Annotated in this window: 20 protein-coding genes and 1 pseudogene; 12 read left to right on the top strand and 9 right to left on the bottom strand. The window is 66.3% G+C overall.

Translation table 11 applies throughout. From position 1 onward, the window contains the following. Positions 1 to 143: 143 nt before the first annotated feature. Positions 144 to 758 (top strand): TetR/AcrR family transcriptional regulator, encoded by a 615-nt coding sequence (locus MNAB215_RS27665; protein ID WP_077081607.1) that lies wholly within the window; start codon positions 144 to 146, stop codon positions 756 to 758. On the opposite strand, the gene MNAB215_RS27660 is transcribed toward MNAB215_RS27665, so the two are convergent. Continuing rightward, the gene (locus MNAB215_RS27660; protein ID WP_077081606.1) at positions 759 to 1424 is read right to left on the bottom strand and encodes a DedA family protein; all 666 of its coding nucleotides are present in this window, start codon (positions 1422 to 1424) and stop codon (positions 759 to 761) included. A 14-nt stretch (positions 1425 to 1438) separates the two neighbouring features. Then, complete coding sequence (locus MNAB215_RS27655; RefSeq protein WP_083746274.1) at positions 1439 to 2284, bottom strand: SGNH/GDSL hydrolase family protein; 846 nt, start codon at positions 2282 to 2284, stop codon at positions 1439 to 1441. Between the two features lie 94 nt (positions 2285 to 2378). Here MNAB215_RS27655 and MNAB215_RS27650 point away from each other — a divergent pair, with 94 nt between their 5' ends. Continuing rightward, positions 2379 to 4019, top strand: a complete 1641-nt coding sequence (locus tag MNAB215_RS27650; protein WP_077081605.1) for an acyl-CoA synthetase — start codon at positions 2379 to 2381, stop codon at positions 4017 to 4019. Here MNAB215_RS27650 and MNAB215_RS27645 read toward each other — a convergent pair whose 3' ends face one another. The 5 genes and pseudogenes from MNAB215_RS27645 to MNAB215_RS30430 form a co-directional block, all read right to left on the bottom strand. After that, complete coding sequence (locus MNAB215_RS27645) at positions 4020 to 4838, bottom strand: polysaccharide deacetylase family protein (protein ID WP_077082392.1); 819 nt, start codon at positions 4836 to 4838, stop codon at positions 4020 to 4022. 233 nt (positions 4839 to 5071) lie between these two features. Continuing rightward, positions 5072 to 5896, bottom strand: a complete 825-nt coding sequence (hcaB, locus tag MNAB215_RS27640) for a 3-(cis-5,6-dihydroxycyclohexa-1,3-dien-1-yl)propanoate dehydrogenase (RefSeq protein WP_077082391.1) — start codon at positions 5894 to 5896, stop codon at positions 5072 to 5074. A gap of 132 nt (positions 5897 to 6028) precedes the next feature. Continuing rightward, positions 6029 to 6706, bottom strand: a complete 678-nt coding sequence (locus MNAB215_RS27635; protein ID WP_174604681.1) for a TetR/AcrR family transcriptional regulator — start codon at positions 6704 to 6706, stop codon at positions 6029 to 6031. 181 nt (positions 6707 to 6887) lie between these two features. Beyond that, positions 6888 to 7115 (bottom strand): hypothetical protein, encoded by a 228-nt coding sequence (locus MNAB215_RS27630; RefSeq protein ID WP_077081604.1) that lies wholly within the window; start codon positions 7113 to 7115, stop codon positions 6888 to 6890. A gap of 117 nt (positions 7116 to 7232) precedes the next feature. Continuing rightward, positions 7233 to 7373 (bottom strand): annotated as a pseudogene (locus MNAB215_RS30430) (SAM-dependent methyltransferase); the annotation flags it as partial. Between the two features lie 28 nt (positions 7374 to 7401). Here MNAB215_RS30430 and MNAB215_RS27620 point away from each other — a divergent pair. Together MNAB215_RS27620 and MNAB215_RS27615 are read left to right on the top strand one after the other, a co-directional pair. Beyond that, complete coding sequence (locus MNAB215_RS27620; RefSeq protein WP_077081603.1) at positions 7402 to 7827, top strand: hypothetical protein; 426 nt, start codon at positions 7402 to 7404, stop codon at positions 7825 to 7827. Positions 7828 to 7868: 41 nt separating this feature from the next. Continuing rightward, complete coding sequence (locus MNAB215_RS27615) at positions 7869 to 8216, top strand: cupin domain-containing protein (protein WP_077081602.1); 348 nt, start codon at positions 7869 to 7871, stop codon at positions 8214 to 8216. A 17-nt stretch (positions 8217 to 8233) separates the two neighbouring features. On the opposite strand, the gene MNAB215_RS27610 is transcribed toward MNAB215_RS27615, so the two are convergent. Continuing rightward, positions 8234 to 8734: a DUF1990 domain-containing protein gene (locus MNAB215_RS27610; protein ID WP_077081601.1), complete on the bottom strand. Its 501-nt coding sequence runs from the start codon at positions 8732 to 8734 to the stop codon at positions 8234 to 8236. Between the two features lie 57 nt (positions 8735 to 8791). Here MNAB215_RS27610 and MNAB215_RS27605 point away from each other — a divergent pair, with 57 nt between their 5' ends. From MNAB215_RS27605 to MNAB215_RS27570, 8 genes are all read left to right on the top strand, one after another. Beyond that, positions 8792 to 9658 (top strand): aldo/keto reductase, encoded by an 867-nt coding sequence (locus MNAB215_RS27605; protein ID WP_077081600.1) that lies wholly within the window; start codon positions 8792 to 8794, stop codon positions 9656 to 9658. A gap of 24 nt (positions 9659 to 9682) precedes the next feature. Beyond that, complete coding sequence (locus MNAB215_RS27600; RefSeq protein ID WP_077081599.1) at positions 9683 to 10306, top strand: PaaI family thioesterase; 624 nt, start codon at positions 9683 to 9685, stop codon at positions 10304 to 10306. 146 nt (positions 10307 to 10452) lie between these two features. Further along, positions 10453 to 12507, top strand: a complete 2055-nt coding sequence (thrS, locus tag MNAB215_RS27595; RefSeq protein ID WP_077081598.1) for a threonine--tRNA ligase — start codon at positions 10453 to 10455, stop codon at positions 12505 to 12507. Next, the gene (locus MNAB215_RS27590; protein ID WP_077081597.1) at positions 12500 to 13075 is read left to right on the top strand and encodes an ATP adenylyltransferase; all 576 of its coding nucleotides are present in this window, start codon (positions 12500 to 12502) and stop codon (positions 13073 to 13075) included. Before thrS ends, MNAB215_RS27590 begins: the two co-directional genes overlap by 8 nt. Positions 13076 to 13085: 10 nt before the next feature. Continuing rightward, on the top strand, positions 13086 to 13751 hold the full coding sequence (gene pgsA, locus MNAB215_RS27585) for a phosphatidylinositol phosphate synthase (RefSeq protein WP_077081596.1): 666 nt from the start codon (positions 13086 to 13088) through the stop codon (positions 13749 to 13751). Then, the gene (locus MNAB215_RS27580; RefSeq protein WP_077081595.1) at positions 13748 to 14698 is read left to right on the top strand and encodes a phosphatidylinositol mannoside acyltransferase; all 951 of its coding nucleotides are present in this window, start codon (positions 13748 to 13750) and stop codon (positions 14696 to 14698) included. The genes pgsA and MNAB215_RS27580 overlap by 4 nt, the downstream gene beginning before the upstream one ends. After that, positions 14699 to 15823 (top strand): glycosyltransferase family 4 protein, encoded by a 1125-nt coding sequence (locus MNAB215_RS27575; RefSeq protein ID WP_077081594.1) that lies wholly within the window; start codon positions 14699 to 14701, stop codon positions 15821 to 15823. Continuing rightward, the gene (locus MNAB215_RS27570; protein ID WP_077081593.1) at positions 15823 to 16851 is read left to right on the top strand and encodes an NUDIX hydrolase; all 1029 of its coding nucleotides are present in this window, start codon (positions 15823 to 15825) and stop codon (positions 16849 to 16851) included. The genes MNAB215_RS27575 and MNAB215_RS27570 overlap by 1 nt, the downstream gene beginning before the upstream one ends. A gap of 6 nt (positions 16852 to 16857) precedes the next feature. On the opposite strand, the gene MNAB215_RS29880 is transcribed toward MNAB215_RS27570, so the two are convergent. After that, positions 16858 to 18075 (bottom strand): PE-PPE domain-containing protein, encoded by a 1218-nt coding sequence (locus MNAB215_RS29880; RefSeq protein ID WP_077081592.1) that lies wholly within the window; start codon positions 18073 to 18075, stop codon positions 16858 to 16860. Positions 18076 to 18088: the final 13 nt, after the last annotated feature.

Genomic DNA, 18088 nt, shown 5'->3' with positions numbered 1-18088 from the left:
TAATCCGGCGTCCGAAACGCCGTGATGGATGGCCCGTCCTGTGGTCTGAAGACAGACAATTCGCGAAGTGCGAATCTCTTTTGTATAACGAGACAGGGCGGTCTGTCTACCTTGCGCGCCCTAAGAGTACGGTGAGGTTCACAATGACAACCCCGGATGTCGCACCCGCGTCCGCGCGTGAACGCATTCTGAATGCGGCATATGAGCTGTTCAGCAGGCGTGGGATCCGTGCGGTTGGCACTGACGAGGTGATCGAGCGCGCCGGGGTGGCCAGGGCGACGCTGTACCGGCACTTCGCGGCGAAGGACGACCTGGTGCTGGCCGTTCTGCAGCGCCGCGAAGAACTGTGGACCCACGGGTTGATCGAGGCACAGTCAGCGCAGCGCGGCGCCACTCCGGAGGAACAGCTGCTGGCGATCTTTGACGTCATGCACGAGTGGTTCCAGCTCCGCGACGGCTTTGAAGGCTGCTCGTTCATCAACGTGTTGCTCGAGTTCGGCGCCGACCATCCCGCCGGACGGGCGTGCGTCGCCCATATCGATCACGTCCGGGACATCGTGCGCAGTCGCGCCGCTGCCGCGGGGCTCACCGACGTCGAGGACTTCGCCTCGTCCTGGCACATCCTGATGAAGGGCGCCATCATCCTGGCGGCGGTGGGTGATCGGGACGCCGCGCTGCGCGCCCAGAAGATGGCCCGCAGTCTCATCCAGGAGCACCGGCCCCCGGCGGTGGCCGATGTTGGAGAGGTCGCCGTCTAGCTACACCGGGTCGGTCGCGGCCTCGCCGGTTTTGCGGGCGTGCTCGGCTTCGAGTTCGGCGATCATGCGAGATGTGCGTTCGCGCAACAGAATTGCCGCAATGCCACCGACCGCCACCGCGATGAGGAGTGCGACCCAGGAGAATCGCTCCAGCCACTTCTCGGCGGCCATTCCGGCGAAATAGACCAGTGCGGTGGTGCCGCCCGCCCAGCAAATGGCGCCTGAGACATTCGCGGCCAGGAAGCGCTGGTAGTGCATCTTCAATGCGCCGGCCAGTGGCCCGGCGAATATCCGCAGCAGCGCAATGAAGCGTCCGAAGAATACCGCGCGAATTCCCCAGCGGTTGAACAGCTTTTCGGCCAGCATCACATGCCCAGGCCCGAAGTGCTTGGGAAAACGCTGGCCCAGCTTGTCGAAAAGCGGCATGCCGAAACGGCGCCCGATCGAGTAGCCGATCGAATCGCCGATCACCGCGCCGATGATGGCGGCAACCGCAACGCCGACCGGATTGACGGCAAGGTCGTGATGGGAAGACATCAGCGCAGCGCTGACCAACATGATCTCGCCGGGCAGCGGGACGCCCAGGCTTTCGACGCCGACCACGGCGCCGACCACCAGGTACACCGCGAGCGGCGGGATCGAATGCAGCAAAGCCTCGACATCCATGGGTCAAGAATGCCTCAAGGATGCTGGCCCCGTGCCGCAATGTCCTCGGCTGGCGCGGCGTCGTGTGGTGTCAGGTGCCCGTCGACGGGTTCCAATTGCGGACGCTTGGGGAATCGGCCGTCGGCCGCGGACAGGCCCCGCATCCGGCGCCACACCCAGGGGAAGAAGTTGTCCTGCGTCCAGCGCAGCTTTCCGTAGGCGCCGGGCCCGCCCGACAACTGGGTTGGTTCGAGGTGTGGTTGCGCCCAATCATGGTTGCTACCAGGCAGATTGAGGGCTTCCGCCGCCGCGGCGGCAAACAGCACGTGGCCTTTCGGGGAGGCGTGGACGCGGTCGTAGCTCCAGGTGTCCCAATCGCGCATCGAGGCCGCGTTGTACAGGTCGACGAGTGGGAACCCGTAGCGGTCCGCGGCCACCCGGATCGCCCAGTTGATGCGGGCCAGCCGCTTGGACACGATCCAGCCGAAAGGAAGGAACTGCGCGACGTTGGGGAAGGTCGTCGTCACCACCGTCGCCCCCGAATCGGCGAGCGTGGCGTACAAGTGGTCGAGCTCGGCAAGGGCACGGGGGAATGATCGCCCGGGCTGGATGACGTCGTTCATCCCGGCACACACGGTGATCAGGTCCGGCTCCATCGCCAGCGCCTCCGGGATCTGCTCCCTGAGCACATCGCCCAGCCGCTTGCCGCGGATCGCGAGGTTCGCGTATTGCAATCCGGGATAGAGCGAATCGAGCATGACGGCGAGCCGATCGGCAAACCCCAACAGACCGGTGGACTCGTCACCGTCCCATAGGCCTTCAGTCTGGCTGTCGCCGATGGCGACGTATCGGCTATATCCGGCCGGAATAGCTCCGTACACGACCCCGAGACTAATCCCGATCGGATTCGGTATGCGTGATATCTGTAGCGTGCCTATTGCCGAGTCTCACCGGCTGGTTGGTCTGAGGAGTGCAGTGGAATTCAATCTCGCCCAAGTGTTCTCGGCCGTGGCGGCTGCCAATCCACAACGCGATTGCATCGTGTTTGGACACCGAAGGTTCACCTACGCGCAAACTGCTGAACGTACGCGCCGGTTCGCCCGCGCGCTGAATTCGTGGGGTTTCGGTGCGCATCGGGAACGCGCGGCGTTGGCGCCACATGAATCGGGCCAAAGCCACCTCGGGTTGTATATGGCCAATTGCAACGAGTACCTCGAGGCCATGCTCGGCGCGTACCAGGCGCGCGTCGCCCCGTTCAACGTCAACTACCGCTACGTCGCCGAAGAACTGGTGTATCTGCTGGGCAATGCCCGCGCGGATGCCGTGATGTATCACGCGCGCTTCGCCCCCACGCTGGCCGAGGCGCTCGACAAGGGGCAGCTGACCGGGGTGCGGCTGATCCACGTCGACGACGGCTCCGGAAACGACCCGTTGCCCGGTGCGGTGGAGTACGAGGAACTGCTGGCGTCGGTGTCCGATGAGCCGCTCGACGTCACGCCCTCGCCGGACGACCTGTACGTGCTGTACACCGGTGGCACCACCGGGATGCCCAAGGCGGTGCTGTGGCGCCAGAACGACATCTACCTGAACGCGATGGGCGGGCGGACCTACGGCACCGGCGAGACGGTGACCAGCCTGGACGAGATCGTCGAGAAGTCACGGCCCGAGGGGCCCGGTTCGATGACCTTTGCGCCGCTGATGCACGGCGCGGCACAGTGGGCGGCCTTCATCAAACTGTGCGGCGGACGGCCGTTCGTCATGGCGCCGACGACCACCCACTTCGATCCGGCCGAAGCTTGGTCGGTGGCCAGCCGTGAGCGAGTGGTGTCAGTCTCGATGGTCGGTGACGCCTTCGGTCGGCCGCTGGTCGACGAACTCGAGTCCGGCGACTACGACCTGTCCGGGCTGCTGGTGCTGATCACCGGGGGAGCGGCGCTGAGCGCTCCGCTCAAACAGCGGTTCATCGAGCTGCTGCCACAGCTGACGATCCTGGACGCCGGCGGTTCGTCGGAGTCGGGCTCACAGATGGGTCAGGTCTCCAGTCGCCAGCAGAGCGCATCCGGCCGGTTCGCGCCGAACCCGGGCGCGGTGGTGGTCAGCGAGGACATGACCCGGATTCTGTCGCCGGGTGACAAGGAAATCGGTTGGCTGGCCCAACAGGGCCTGATACCGCTCGGGTATCTGGGCGATCCGGAGAAAACAGCGCGAACGTTTCCGGTCATCGAGGGGATTCGGCACTCGGTGCCGGGCGACCGGGCCCGCTGGGACGCCGACGGCCAAATCGAACTGCTCGGGCGCGATTCGGTCACCATCAATTCCGGCGGCGAGAAGATCTTCGCCGAAGAGGTCGAGGCCGCGATCGCCCAGCATCCCGCTGTCTACGACGTGGTGGTGACGGGCCGGCCCAGCACGCGGTGGGGAAATGAAGTCGTCGCGGTTGTTCAGCTGGCAGAAGGCGAACAGGCGGATGCTGACAGCATCATCGCCGAGGCCGCGCGTCATCTGGCGCGCTACAAGCTGCCCAAGGACGTCGTCTTCCGCGACCGGCTGCAACGCTCGCCATCCGGTAAGGCAGATTATCGGTGGGCGAAAGAGCAAGCTGTACAAGGAATTTGATCATGTCCGGCGGCTGGTCTCGGGTCGCAGAAAAACATCGTTGAGCGTGACGGTGCGTAGCCGGCGTGACCGGATGATGTCTACCAACTGGCCGTACACGTGCGTGACGGGAGCATGGTTGAGGTGGCCGATCACGATGTTCTGCGGGGTGAAGGACTGAGAGGCCATCTCGATGATCTGGCTTTCGGACCGCACCGCGGAGTCTCGTAGGTCGCCGCGCCACAGCGTGGGAATGTGGTAGCCGAGATCGGCGGCGACCGCATCGACCGTGGCATTGTGGTGGCCGTACGGCGGCCGGAAATACGGAGCGGCATTCACGCCGTAGGTGTTCCGCAGCAGCGCGTCGGTACTTGTGAGTTCTTCGGCGATTTGGTGTTGCGACAGTCTGGTCAGATCCGGATGCGTCCACGTGTGGTTGGCCAGCTGAATCTGCCCGGATTCGACCAGCGGTCGAAGCAGGGCGGAATTCTCCGTCCAGGAGCGATAGGCGCCTGTGACGAAGTAGGTGAGCCGCACGCCGGTGTCCTTGGCGAATTGCGTGTAAAGCCGCACCACCTCACTGTCGACGCCGTCATCGACCGTCCATGCCAGGAGATCGCCGGTACCCGGAAGCTGCTTGAGTACGCCGCCGCCCGGCAGCGCGACACGCGAATCGGGGCCCGGCGGCGGCAACAACTTCGGCAGCGCCGGATTGATCGGGCCGGGCGCAGATCCAAGAACATCGGCATGCGCAAGCGTGTGTTTGGATCCGGAGGACCAGCAGACCCCGGAGACCGCCATGGTGGCGGCGACCGCGACCAGGAACCGTCGCCGGTCCAGTTCGGTCACAGGTGCGCTCCTCAGTGCGCGGCGCCAATTAAGGCGGCCCAGAACGGTATTGGGCTACCCGAAGGCTAAACTTGCCGTTCCGCAATTCCTTTGCGTATCCGCCGAGTGTCGTCAATGGATATGAAGCTGTGACTTTCCGCGGCTGTAATCGAGACCGGAGGCGGGCCGCGGCGGGCAAATCGGAGGCCCACCCGCGCAGGGGATCGGTGTGGCAATCGTGGCCCCTAGCTGGGCGCCGGCCCCCACGGTCGCTCTACTTTCGGGTTTCCAACACCGAATCCACCGTCGGGATGGATGGTCTCACCGGTGAGACCGCGGGACCGGTCGGAGGCCAAGAACACGAAAGCCCACGCGTGGTCTTCACCGGTAAGCGCGACGTTCAGCGGTGTGCGCGCCACCACGTCACGTTCCCGGTTGGGGGCGTCGTCGAGGCGAGCCTCGCCCTGCCCAAGGCTGGTCAGCCCCCGCAGGTCGGTGTTGACCGTGCCGCCGGGCGCCACCCCGTTGACCCGAATCTGCGGGGCCAGCTCATGCGCCAGCGCCGCCACCAGGCCGCGCACGGCGAACTTCGACGACACGTACAGCACGCCGCCGCGCCCGGGGTAGTACGACGACGCCGACTCCGTCAGCACGATCGACGGTCCGACACCCTCACGCAGGGCCGGGGCCGCCGCTTTGACCGAATGCAGATGGCTGAGCACATTGGTGCGGAACATCTCGTCGAACGCGACGGAGAGGCCGTTGGCGTCGAGATCGGCCACCCCCTGGTAGAAGTCGAACACCCCCACGCAGTTGACCAGGATGTCAAGCCCACCGAAGGAGTCGACCGCCACGTTGACCGCACGCTGATTGGCCTCGCTGGTGATGGCATCGCCCTCGACCATCCGAACGTCGGGGAGCTGCCAGCGCAGCATGGCGCATTTCTGCGGATCGTGTTCCAGCACCGTTACTCTCGCGTCTTCACGCAGAAAGGCCTCGACGACCGCGCGCCCGATTCCCGATCCACCACCCACGATCAGCGCGCGCTTGCCGTGCAACCACGTGGTCACCGGCGGCGGCTTCTTGCGTGCGGCAGTCGCGTGGCGGAGAAGTTCCGGAGCATCACCGTCGTCGGGCGGCTGTTCTGTCATGTCGCAGACGTTAGCTACGTCGCTGCGCGGCCAGGTAACGCGGCCGCCGGATTAGCCGGGAGCGGGCACCCGGGACTGCCGCAGCCGGCCCTGGTGGTCAGTGGCGACCCCGCCGTCCTCGTAGATACTCGCCAGCCAGATGTGCACGAGCGTGTCGATGACGCGCTCCTCGGGGATCGCCGGCTCTTCAGAGGTGAACGTCGCCGCCATCACCCGCTCGCTCAGCATGTTCAGTGCGATCGAAAGATCCTCGGCCGGAACGGTATTAGGGGCAGCGCCACGCTCGCGCTCGGTATTGATAGCCAACGTGGTAAACGAGATCCAGCGCTGCATCAGTGTCGACCACAGCTGCCGGACTTCGGGGTTGGTGGCTTTCGCCGCGGCGCCGGCCACGGCGACCGCCCGGTGCGATCCCGACACCTCGAAGAATGCCTCGATCCGAGCGCGCCAGAGTACCTGGGCATCGCCGGACAGCTTGCCGCGCAGCGCTTTCAGGGCTGTAAGGGCCTTGCCGTTCATCTGGTCGAGCAGGGACAACAGGACCGCATTCTTGGACTGGAAGTAGAAGTAGAAGGTGGGGCGCGAAATGCCTGCGCCCTTGGCCAGGTCGTCGACGGAGAAGTCGGCGAGCGGGTGCTCTTCGAGCAGCCGCTCAGCGGTTGCCAGGATCGCCTTCTCCCGGTCGTCGCCCGAATGATGCGACGAGCGGCGGCTGCGGGAGGCCTGCATGTACCCGTTGCGCGTCGGGGGGTCGGACACGCCACATACTGTATGGGTACGTCGACATATGTCAGGCAAATTGTTGATTAAGTTCAACGATAATGTCGATTAAGTTCGACGGTTTGTCGAGAATTATCGACGAATTCGTTGTCGCAGTCGACGGTCTGCCGGAATTTGTTGAGCGCCTCGCTTAGTGGGCGGTTGGCGAGCCGGCGCCGGTGGTCATGCCGCGGTAGTCCATGATGCGGTCCAGGAGGGCGTTGCACAGATCGCCGTTATCAGCGCCTTGCCTCCGCAGGAAGGCGTGCAGGCGGCGGTCGAGTGACCAGTCGGCATAAATTTCACCGGCGTACGGCGAATCCAGGAAGTCCCTCGCGAAAGCATCTACGTCAGAATCGATGAACAACGCCTCTGCCATCCCGCATAAGCCGTCATGCTCCTTTGTTCCGCCACGGACTGCCGCAGTAAAGTTACGCCATCACCGGCCATTGTTTCGTCACGCCAGTATTGCGGATCGGGCCCAACTCGGCGACGTCTAGGGCCGGCCGGGTTTGTGGGCGACGATGGCGACGGCGGCCAGCCGGTCGCGATGCTGGGTTAAGGTGCGGCGCATCGACAGAACTCGCTTGCGGGTATCTCGTTGCAGAACAACATTTGTGGCGAACCGTAGGGTTCCGCTCTTAGAGCCGCAGGAGGATCGAGAAATGAGCACCGGACCCGCCGTCGCCGTTGCGGTCACCTTCGTCTGGCTCGGCATGGTATTGGCCATTTCGTTCCTGGAGGCGCCGCTGAAGTTCCGCGCGCCGCATGTGACGCTGCAGATCGGCCTGGGCATCGGGCGATTGGTCTTTCGCGCGCTCAACACCGTCGAGGTCGGCTTCGCCCTCGTCATCCTGGCGATCGTGGTCGCGGGATCCACGTCGCCGCGGGTTACCGCGGCGTTTGCCGTCGCGCTGGCCATGCTGGCCGTCCAGTTGATCGCGGTCCGTCCCCGGCTGACCCGTCGTTCCGACCAGGTGCTCGCCGGGCTGGACGCGCCCCGCTCGCGCGCGCACTACGCCTACATCGGGTTGGAGGCGGTCAAGGTCATCGCGTTGATCGTGGCGGGGATACTGCTATTGACCGTCTGAGACTCCGAACGGCCCGACCCTCACACCAAGGAGACTCACCAATGGACTCGATCTCACTGACCGGCCTGGCCGACGAAAAGCTCGCCGAGGCGCGAAAGTCCCACAGCGGGCGGGCCGCGCACACCATCCATGGCGGCCACACCCACGAACTGCGCCAGACCGTGCTGGCCCTGCTCGCCGGCCACGACCTGTCCGAACACGCCAACCCCGGTGAGGCGACGCTGCAGGTGCTGCGCGGTCACGTGCGGTTGACGACCGGCGGGGATTCGTGGGACGGCAAGGCGGGCGACTACGTCGCGATTCCACCGGAGCGGCATGCCCTTGCGGCAGTTGAGGATTCAGTGGTCGTGCTGACGGTGTTGAAGAGCATCCCGTCGCACTCGCATTAGCCGACCGCCTCGGGACGTCAGACCGCCCGTAGATAGCGGCGGGCGATGATCCGCTGGCCCGCCTTCACCACCGGCCCGCCGGCCTTGCTCCACCAGGTCGCGGGCCGGGAGAACGCCGACACCTCCGCGAAGACCGCGGACGTCGCCGGGTCGCGGCGCACGATGAAGCGTTCCTCACCGCACTCCGGATGACCCGGCAACGTCCCGTAGCCAAACCCGCGGATGTCGGGTTCGTCGACGACGTACACCACCCGGCACGGCGCGGGCAGAAAACCCAGTCGCACCACCACAATTGCGTCGACCACGGCGACCTCGGAGCTGGCCTGCACCCGCAGACCGGACCCCCGTTGCATGCCCCAGTGCAGGACGGCGTCGGCGGCTCGCTCGAAACGCTGGTGGCCCGTGCCGATCTGGCGCTGGACGTGTTGATAGTCGTATCCAGCGGGCCGATCACCGGCCGCGGTCGCACCGACCTCCGAGTACGTCAGCGGTAGTCCCTCGAGCGCTGCCAAGTCCACCGGCTCAGCTTGCCACGCCGAGATGCGAGCTCGCGAGGGCGGCGTACGGTCGTAGTCGTGACCGCGCAATCTGTTGCCCAAGCATCCGGAACATTCACCCTCGGCGGCGATTTGACCGTCAACCGACTCGGCTTCGGCGCCATGCGCCTGACCGGTAAGGGCGTGTGGGGCCCACCCGCCGACCGCGACGAATGTGTCCGGGTACTGCGCCGCGCCGCCGAGCTGGGCGTGAACTTCATCGACACCGCCGATTCCTACGGTCCGTACCTCTCTGAGGACATCATCCGCGAGGCGCTGTATCCCTACGACGGGCTGGTGATCGCGACCAAGGCAGGCCTGCTGCGGACCGGGCCCGACATCTGGATTCCGCTGGGTAATCCGAGCTACCTGCGTCAGGAGCTCGAGATGAGTCTGCGCCGCCTGGCCGTCGAGACCATCGACCTGTTCCAGCTGCATCGCGTCGACCCGAACTTCCCGCTGGCCGATCAGGTGGGCGAACTGCTCACGCTGAAGAACGAGGGCAAGATCCGGCACATCGGCCTGTCCGAGGTCAACGTCGACCAACTCAACGAGGCCCAGAAAATCACCCAGATCGTGTCGGTGCAGAACATGTACAACCTGTCCGCTCGCGGCTCCGAACCGCTGCTGGACGAGGCGACCAAACAGGGCGTGGGATTCATTCCGTGGTTCCCGCTGGCGGCCGGACCGCTGGCCGCGCCGGACGGCCCGCTGCAACGCATCGCGGCCGACCATCACGCCACGCCGTCGCAGCTGGCGCTGGCCTGGCTGCTGAAGCGCTCGCCGGTGATGTTGCCGATCCCCGGCACGTCCAAGGTCGCGCACCTGGAGGAGAACGTGGCCGCCGCCGAGATCAAGCTCACCGACGACGAGTTCGAGACCCTGGCGGCTGCGGGCGCGCAGTAAGCAGCCGCGCAATACGGTGTCCTGGTGACACCTGAACAGGCCAGGCATCCCGGTGGTGGGTTCAACCCACCCACACCGACGACCAAGGGCGGGCCTGACTACGGCCGATTCATCGACGCGGTGCGCAAGCTGCAGGATCACGCGCGCGCCGTCGATGCCCCCGACGAGGTCATCACCGAGGCAGCGGACACGCTGAAGAAACTCTCCGCGCTGCTGAGCCCGTTCGACGCCGACGAGTGGGAGTCGCCCTCGGGGCGCCGGATGGACCTGCCCATGCGCGGCAACGTCCTGACGATCCCGTTGTCCTATCGCAAAACGGAGGACGGCCGGATCGAGGGCATCGCCCGCTTCGCCCGATTCCACCTGGGCCGCAACAACGCCGTACACGGCGGATCCCTGGGCATGCTGTTCGACACCGTGCTGGGGTTGACGGCGTCGGTGCTGACGGGCAGCCGGCGGCAGCGCACCGCGTATCTCAAGATCGACTACCGCAATATCGTGCCGATCGACAAAGAGCTGCAGTTCGACGGTGGCATCGACCGGCTGGACGGGCGCAAGATTTTCGTGTCCGGACGGTTGACCGACGGTGACACGCTGCTGACCGAAGCGGACGCGCTGTTTGTGCGGCTCAAGCCCGGCCAGCCGTGAGGCTCGCCGAGTACCCAGGAGCACCACCGTGCGCCGAGGCATAAACCACGCACGGCTGCGCCGGCGCGTCGTGCGCGCCGTTTATGTGTCGCGGTAGGAGCGGCCAAAGGGATCGGCCCCGATAGCATGGCTTCGATTAGTCCCAGATCAATTCAGAACTCACACCCTTGGCCGCAGCCCCGATCCGGGTTCCTGCCGGGACTACCGCGGCCGCCGCGGTCGGGGAGGCGGGACTGCCCAGGCGGGGCACGCCCGACGCGATCGTGGTGGTGCGCGACGCCGAGGGCAAGCTGCGCGACCTGAGCTGGGTGCCCGACGCCGACGCCGAGGTCATCCCGGTCGCGGCCAACACCGACGAGGGTCGCAGCGTGCTGCGGCATTCGACCGCGCACGTGCTGGCGCAGGCCGTCCAAGACCTGTTCCCACAAGCCAAATTGGGCATCGGACCGCCCATCACCGACGGCTTCTACTACGACTTCGATGTGCCCGAACCGTTTACACCCGAGGACCTGACGGCGCTGGAGAAGCGGATGCGTCAGATCGTCAAGGACGGACAGCTATTCGACCGGCGGGTCTACGAGTCCAAAGACCAGGCGCGTCAGGAGCTGGCGGGTGAGCCCTACAAACTCGAACTGGTCGACGACAAGTCCGGTGATCCCGACGTCATGGAGGTCGGCGGCGACGAGCTCACCGCCTACGACAACCTCAATCCCCGCAGCCGAGAACGGGTTTGGGGCGACTTGTGTCGCGGCCCGCACATTCCGACCACCAAGCACATTCCGGCCTTCAAGCTGACCAGAAGCTCCGCCGCCTACTGGCGGGGCGATCAGAAAAACGCCAGCCTGCAACGCATCTACGGCACCGCGTGGGAATCGCAGGAAGCGCTCGACCGGCACCTGGAACTGGTCGAGGAGGCCCAGCGCCGCGATCACCGCAAGCTGGGCGCCGAGTTGGACCTGTTCAGCTTCCCCGACGAAATCGGTTCTGGCCTACCGGTCTTCCACCCCAAGGGTGGCATCGTCCGCAGGGAGCTTGAGGAGTACTCGCGGCGCAAACACATCGAGGCCGGATACGAGTTCGTCAACACCCCGCACATCACCAAGGCGCAGCTGTTCCACACCTCGGGCCACCTGGACTGGTACGCCGACGGCATGTTCCCGCCGATGCAGCTCGACGCCGAGTACAACGACGACGGGACGCTGCGCAAGCCGGGCCAGGATTACTACCTCAAGCCGATGAACTGCCCGATGCACACCCTGATCTTCCGGTCCCGCGGACGGTCGTATCGGGAACTTCCGCTGCGGCTCTTCGAGTTTGGCACCGTATACCGCTACGAGAAGTCCGGTGTGGTGCACGGGCTGACCCGGGCGCGCGGCTTCACCATGGACGACGCGCATATCTTCTGCACCCGCGAACAGCTACACGACGAACTGGCCTCGCTGCTGCGGTTCGTGCTGGACCTGCTCGCCGACTACGGGCTGGAGGACTTCTATCTAGAGTTGTCCACCAAAGATCCGGACAAGTTCGTCGGCTCCGACGAGATGTGGGAGCAGTCCACCAACGCGTTGGCCGAAGTGGCGGCGGAGTCCGGACTCGACTTGGTTCCCGACCCGGGCGGCGCGGCGTTTTACGGCCCGAAGATCTCGGTGCAGGCCCGCGACGCGTTGGGCCGCAGCTGGCAGATGTCCACCATCCAGGTCGATTTCAACTTCCCGGAGCGTTTCGAGCTGGAGTACACCGCCGCCGACGGAACCCGGCAGCGGCCGGTGATGATCCACCGCGCGCTGTTCGGGTCGATCGAGCGGTTCTTCGGAATCCTCACCGAGCACTACGCGGGGGCCTTTCCGGCGTGGCTGGCCCCGGTGCAGGTGGTCGGCATCCCGGTCGCCGACGAGCACGTCGAATATTTGAAAAAGGTTGCTGCCCAACTGAAGTCGCATGGAGTCCGGGTCGAGGTGGACACCAGCGACGATCGGATGGCCAAGAAAATCGTGCACCACACCAACCAGCGGGTGCCCTTCATGCTGCTCGCCGGTGACCGCGACGTGCAGGCCGGTGCGGTCAGCTTCCGCTTCGGCGACCGTAGCCAGATCAACGGCGTCCCCCTGGACGCGGCGGTCCACGCCATCGGAAAGTGGATTGCCGATCGCGAGAATGCTTCTCCCACAGCTGAACTGGTGAAGGTGGTCGGTGGTGAGTGAGCAAGAACGCGGCGAGCGCTCGGAAGACAGCATTGTCGACAGGGGCGTGGGGGAGCGCGACCATCTGCAGCGGTTGTGGACCCCGTACCGGATGACGTATCTGGCCGAAGCGCCGATGAAGAAGCGCGACAACGGCAAGCCCGAGGAGCCGTTCACCGATATTCCGCAACTGTCCGACGAGGACGGCCTGGTGGTCGCTCGCGGTGAGCTCGTCTACGCCGTGCTCAACCTCTACCCGTACAACCCCGGGCACCTGATGGTGGTGCCCTACCGTCGGCTGTCCGAGATCGAAGACCTCACCGATGCCGAGAGTGCGGAGCTGATGGCGTTCATCCAGAAGGCGATTCGCGTCATCAAGAACGTGTCGCGCCCGCACGGCTTCAACGTCGGGCTCAATCTGGGGACCTCGGCGGGCGGCTCGCTGGCCGAGCATCTGCACGTGCACGTGGTGCCTCGGTGGGGCGGCGACGCGAACTTCATCACCATCGTCGGCGGCGCCAAGGTGATCCCGCAGTTGCTGCGGGAAACCCGCCAGTTGCTGGCCACCGAGTGGGCGAAACAGCCGTGAGTCGCCGCTCATGAGTAAGGCGCCCTTCCTGTCCCGCGCCGCCTTTGCGCGGCTGACCACACCGACAGCCAGGGCAATGCTGCGGCTGGGCCTGACGCCGGATGTCGTCACCATCCTGGGCACGGTCGTTTCGGTGGCGGGAGCGCTGACGCTTTTCCCGATGGGCAAGCTGTTCGCCGGCGGATGCGTGGTCTGGTTCTTCGCGCTGTTCGACATGCTCGACGGGGCGATGGCCCGGGAAAGGGGCGGCGGCACCCGCTTCGGCGCGACGCTGGACGCCTCCTGCGACCGCATCAGCGACGGCGCGGTGTTCTGCGGGCTGCTCTGGTGGATTGTCTTCGGCCTGCACGACAAACTGCTGGCGGTGGCGACGCTGATCTGCCTGGTCACCTCCCAGGTGATCTCCTACATCAAGGCGCGGGCCGAGGCCAGCGGGTTGCGCGGCGACGGCGGCATCATCGAACGGCCGGAACGGCTGATCATCGTGCTGGCCGGCGCCGGCATATCGGACTTCCCGTTCGTCGCCTGGCCGCCGGCCCTGCCGGTGGCGATGTGGGTGCTGGCGGTTGCCAGCGTGGTCACCTGCGCGCAGCGGCTGCACCGGGTGCGGACCTCGCCCGGAGCGACCGAACCGTTGCCGCCCGGCCCGGGAGGCCGGGAAACGAGCGAACCGTGATCTCCACACCGTCGGGCCTCAAAGCGATCACCGCCCCACACCGCCTGCTGACCGGGGCGGCGACCGACTGGGCGTACGCGGCCGGCTGGCTTGCGGTGCGTGCGGTGCCGGAATTCGCTGCGCGCGGCGTATTCGAAGCGGGAGCGCGCTACGCCGCCCGCAATGGCGGTCCCGACCAACTGCGCAAGAACCTGGCCCGGGTCATCGGGGTAGCCGCGACAGAAGTACCCGACACTCTGATGCGGGCCTCGCTGGCGTCCTATGGCCGCTACTGGCGCGAGGCGTTTCGGCTGCCGACGATGGACCACCGCGTGCTGGCCCGCCGGATCGATGAGACGTTCCGCGGCGCCGACAATATCGACGCGGCCCTGGCGCAAGGCCGGGGAGTTGTGCTCGCGCTGCCGCACAGCGGCAACTGGGACATGGCCGGAGTCTGGCTCGCGCAGACGCGTGGCACCTTCACCACCGTCGCCGAACGGCTCAAACCCGAATCGCTGTATCGACGTTTCATCGAATACCGCGAAAGCCTCGGCTTTGAGGTGCTGCCATTGTCCGGCGGCGAACGACCACCCTTCGAGGTGCTGTGCGAGCGGCTGCGGGCCAACCGGGTGGTGTGCCTGATGGCCGAGCGCGACCTCACCCGCACCGGTGTTGAGGTCGACTTTTTCGGCGAACCCACCCGAATGCCGGCCGGACCGGCGAAGCTCGCCATCGAAACCGGGGCGGCGCTGTGCGCGGCGCATTGCTGGAACGAGCCAGAAGCCTGGCCCGTTTCGATATCCACCCCGCTGGACTGCTCCAGCGGCGACGTCACCACCATCACCCAGGCCCTGGCCGATCGGTTCGCCCCGAACATCGCCGCCCACCCGCAAGACTGGCACATGCTGCAGCCGCAGTGGCTGGCCGATCTGTCCGACGAACGGCGCGCCCGGTTGAGGGAAGCCTGAATGCGGATCGGCATGGTGTGCCCCTACTCGTTCGACGTGCCGGGCGGGGTGCAGTCCCATGTCTTGCAGCTGGCCGAGGTGCTGCGTGCCCGCGGCCACGAGGTCAGCGTGCTGGCTCCGGCTTCGCCGCAGGCCGCGCTGCCCGACTACGTCGTCTCCGCCGGCAAGGCCGTCGCGATTCCCTACAACGGCTCGGTGGCTCGGCTCCGGTTCGGCCCGGCGACCCACCGCAAGGTCAAGAAGTGGCTTGCCGACGGCGCCTTCGACGTCCTGCACCTGCACGAGCCCAATGCGCCGAGCCTTTCGATGCTGGCCCTGAACATCGCCGAAGGCCCGATCGTGGCGACCTTTCACACCTCGACCACCAAATCGCTGACGCTGTCGGTCGTCCGGAGCCTGCTGCGGCCCATGCAAGAAAAGATCGTCGGCCGCATCGCGGTCTCCGACATGGCCCGGCGCTGGCAGATGGAGGCGCTGGGCACCGACGCGGTCGAGATTCCCAACGGGGTGGACGTCGACGCGCTCTCCTCGGCGCCGCTGCTGGACGGCTATCCACGGCCGGGCAAGACAATCCTGTTTCTGGGCCGCTACGACGAATCCCGTAAGGGCATGGCGGTCCTGCTCGACGCGCTGCCCAAAGTCGCGCAGCGCTTTCCCGATGTGGAGCTGCTCGTCGTCGGCCACGGTGACGAGAGCGAATTGCGCAGGCAGGCAGACGGATTGGCCGAGCGAATGCGCTTTCTGGGTCAGGTGGACGACGCGGGTAAGGCGTCGGCGATGCGCAGCGCCGACGTCTACTGCGCTCCCAACGTCGGCGGTGAGAGTTTCGGCATCGTGTTGGTCGAGGCGATGGCCGCGGGCACCCCGGTCGTGGCCAGCGACCTGGACGCCTTTCGCCGGGTGCTGCGTGACGGCGAGGCGGGGCGGTTGGTGCCCGTCGGGGACGCGGATGCGCTGGCCGACGCGCTGATCGAGATGCTGGAGAACGACGAGCTGCGGGAAAGCTACGCAACCGCCGCCACCGAAGCCGTCAGCCGCTACGACTGGTCGGTGGTGGCCGGCCAGATCATGCGTGTCTACGAGACGGTCGCCGGGTCGGGCGCCAAAGTTCAGGTGGCCAGCTGATGGTGTGGCTGCTGCTGGTCGCCATCCTGGTGCTGCTCGCGGTGCTGGCGGTCGCCGGCATCTGGGCACTGCGGACCGCTAACCGGCTGGACCGGTTGAACGTCCGCTACGACCTGTCCTGGCAGGCGCTGGACCATGCCCTGGCCCGGCGCGCGGTGGTGGCGCGCGCCGTCGCGATCGACGCGTACGGCGGATCGGCGCAGGGCAGGCGGTTGGCGGCACTGGCCGACGCCGCCGAGCGTGCCGATCGGCACTCGCGGGAGAACGCCGAAAACGAGCTGTCGACCGCGCTGGCGATGGTCGATCCGGCATCGCTGCCCGCCGGACTCATCGCCGAGTTGGCCGACGCCGAAGCCCGGCTGATGCTGGCCCGCCGATTCCACAACGACGCCGTCCGGGACACTCTCGCGCTGGCCGAGCGACGGGCGGTACGCACCCTGCGCCTCGGCGGAACAGCTTCGCTGCCAAGCTATTTCGAGATCGTCGAGCGTCCGCACGCATTGGCGCTTACCGACCCGGGCGGACTCAACCACCGCACGTCGGCGCGCGTGGTGCTGCTCGACGAGGCCGGCGCGGTGCTGCTGTTGTGCGGTTCGGATCCGGCGGCGCCCGACGGCTCCGCGGCGAGGTGGTGGTTCACCGTGGGCGGCGAAGTCCGCCAGGGCGAGCGGCTGGCCGAGGCCGCCGCGCGGGAGCTGGCCGAAGAAACCGGGCTGCGGGTCGCGGCGACCGACATGATCGGGCCGATCTGGCGACGCGACGAGGTCTTCGAGTTCAACGGCTCACTGATCGACAGCGAGGAGTTCTACCTCGTACACCGCACGCGGCGATTCGAGCCGTCGGTCGTGGGCCGCACCGAGCTGGAACACCGCTATATCCACGGTTCTCGCTGGTGTGACGCGAAGGACATCGCCGAGTTGGTGGCCGCGGGCCAGACCGTATATCCCCGCCAGCTGCCCGAACTGCTCGCCGATGCGATCGCGTTGGCCAGCGGGCGCGCGCCGGGCCCGCTGTTGGGGATCCGCTGACGCGAGCTAGAACGCGTTCGACAGGACGGGCAGGGCGCCCACGGGCGGCAGTCCCACAGCCAGCGGGACCGTGACACCCGGGGTGGCGCCGGCGACAGCGAGCGAGCTGATGGACTGCAGCGGCCCGGGCAGCCCGGTGGCGTAGCCGAAGTCGACGAACGGCTGCACGAACGGTTGAAGCAGATTGGCCACCGGATTCCCCAGGATGGGGATCAGCCGCAGTGGATCCAGCAGCGGCAAATTCATGGTGGGAACGACGAAGTAGGTGGTGTTGCCCACCTGCTCTTGGATCGCGGTGGCAAGTTGCGCAGCGGTCAGCAACGGAGTCTGTTCGTGCAGCGGCAAGCTGAAAAGGGCGTTGAGGTCGGCCCCGATATTGAAAATGTTTGCGGGAAAGTAGGAGACGGGGTCGTACTGGATGCCGTAAATGGCGGTCGTGAAGATGGTGTCTGCCGGCGTCGGGACGTGAAATGCGGTTAAGGCCCCCGGGATAAGGCGGGTCAGGATGCCGCCGGTCAACGGATTGTTCGGATCGGCGAGCAACATGAAGTTCAGCAGGTTGGGGTTCGGCTGCAGGATGGCAGGCAGGGCGTCGAGATAGCGCATCTCCATGGTGGCGATCGTGGCGCTCTGCGAATAGCCGACGACGAGGAGGTGGTCGCCCGCGGCGGTATCGGTCATGATCGCGTTGTTCAGTATCGCGACGCCCTGTTGGACCGACTGCCCGAAGGGTTCGCTAGTGAGGCCGGTGAGCGGCCACAACTGCTCGGGCGTGTATAGACCCTGCGCGGTATAGCTGGGGTACTTCGGGAGGACGAAGGTTTGGTAGACCTCCTGCACATAGGTGGCACTGGGTGTCGGGTTGGTGGTGCCCCCCATGATCAGCGCAATGTCCTGCGACGTCGTCGGTGACGTGTTCGACGTCAACTGCATGGCGGACATGTTGGACGCCTCAGTTTCGGCGTAGAACTGCTGAGCGGCGTTCAGCGTCTGCACGAACTGGTTCTGAAACACCTCCGCCTGGGCGCTGAACGCCTGGTACTGCTGGGCGTGCGCGTCGAGCAGGGCCGCGGCGCGCACCGACACCGAATCCGCGCCCGGTGGTAGCACGGTCGTCGTCGGGGCCGCCGCGGCGGTGTTCGTCGCGGCGAGTGCCGATCCGACCGACTGCATCTCATCGGCGGCCGCCGCCATCATGCTCGGGTCTGTGATCACGAACGACATCGCATGCCCCGCT

It is taken from the genome of Mycobacterium numidiamassiliense, from assembly GCF_900157365.1.
Lineage (GTDB): Bacteria > Actinomycetota > Actinomycetes > Mycobacteriales > Mycobacteriaceae > Mycobacterium > Mycobacterium numidiamassiliense.
This window is presented reverse-complemented; position numbering and strand designations above follow the sequence as displayed.